The 749-nt window shown below is 57.8% G+C and carries 1 protein-coding gene; it reads left to right on the top strand.

The genetic code is table 11. The features are described from left to right. Nucleotides 1-749: Tn3 family transposase (locus KP705_RS15665; RefSeq protein ID WP_215764851.1), on the top strand; the 749-nt coding region annotated here is incomplete at both ends.

Below are 749 nucleotides of genomic sequence, written 5' to 3'. Positions count from 1 at the left end.
TGGGATTAATCTTGGTCTGACACGCATGGCCGACACCTGTCAGGGTGCCACCCTGCGCCAGTTGGCGCATCTGCATGACTGGCATATCAGCGAGGCCGGATACGCCGAAGCCCTTGGCCGTATGGTTGCAGCCCATCGTGGGCTGCCCCTGGCGTCACTCTGGGGAGACGGCACATCGTCCTCAAGTGATGGTCAATTGTTTCATGCAGGTGGCAGAGGCGCTGCGATCAGCGATATCAATGCGCGCAATGGCAGTGAACCGGGCGTCAGTTTCTACACCCACMTCTCCGATCAGTATGATCCGTTTTCGMCCCGGGTGATTGCGGCGACGGCCGGTGAAGCACCCTATGTTCTGGATGGGCTGCTGTATCATGCCAACGGGCTTTCCATTGAAGAGCATTATACCGACACGGGTGGGGCATCGGATCATGTTTTCGGGCTGATGCCCTTCTTTGGTTATCGATTTGCGCCCAGGATACGGGATCTGAAAGAGCGGAAACTTCACCTGTTTCCAGATCAAAGCCCCGGTGATCTCCTGAGTGGAATGGCCGGTGACCCGATCAATACCGATCATGTTGCGGCCCACTGGGACGACCTGCTGCGTCTGGTCACATCCATTCGGAGTGGAACCGTGACGGCCTCGGCCATGCTGCGGAAGCTCGGATCTTATCCCCGTCAGAATGGTCTGGCTGTGGCCTTGCGTGAAGTTGGCCGGATCGAGCGGTCGGTTTTCATGCTCGACTGGATAC

The organism is Gluconobacter sp. P1D12_c (assembly GCF_018812105.1).
In the GTDB taxonomy this organism is placed as follows: Bacteria; Pseudomonadota; Alphaproteobacteria; order Acetobacterales; family Acetobacteraceae; genus Gluconobacter; species Gluconobacter oxydans_A.
This window is presented reverse-complemented; position numbering and strand designations above follow the sequence as displayed.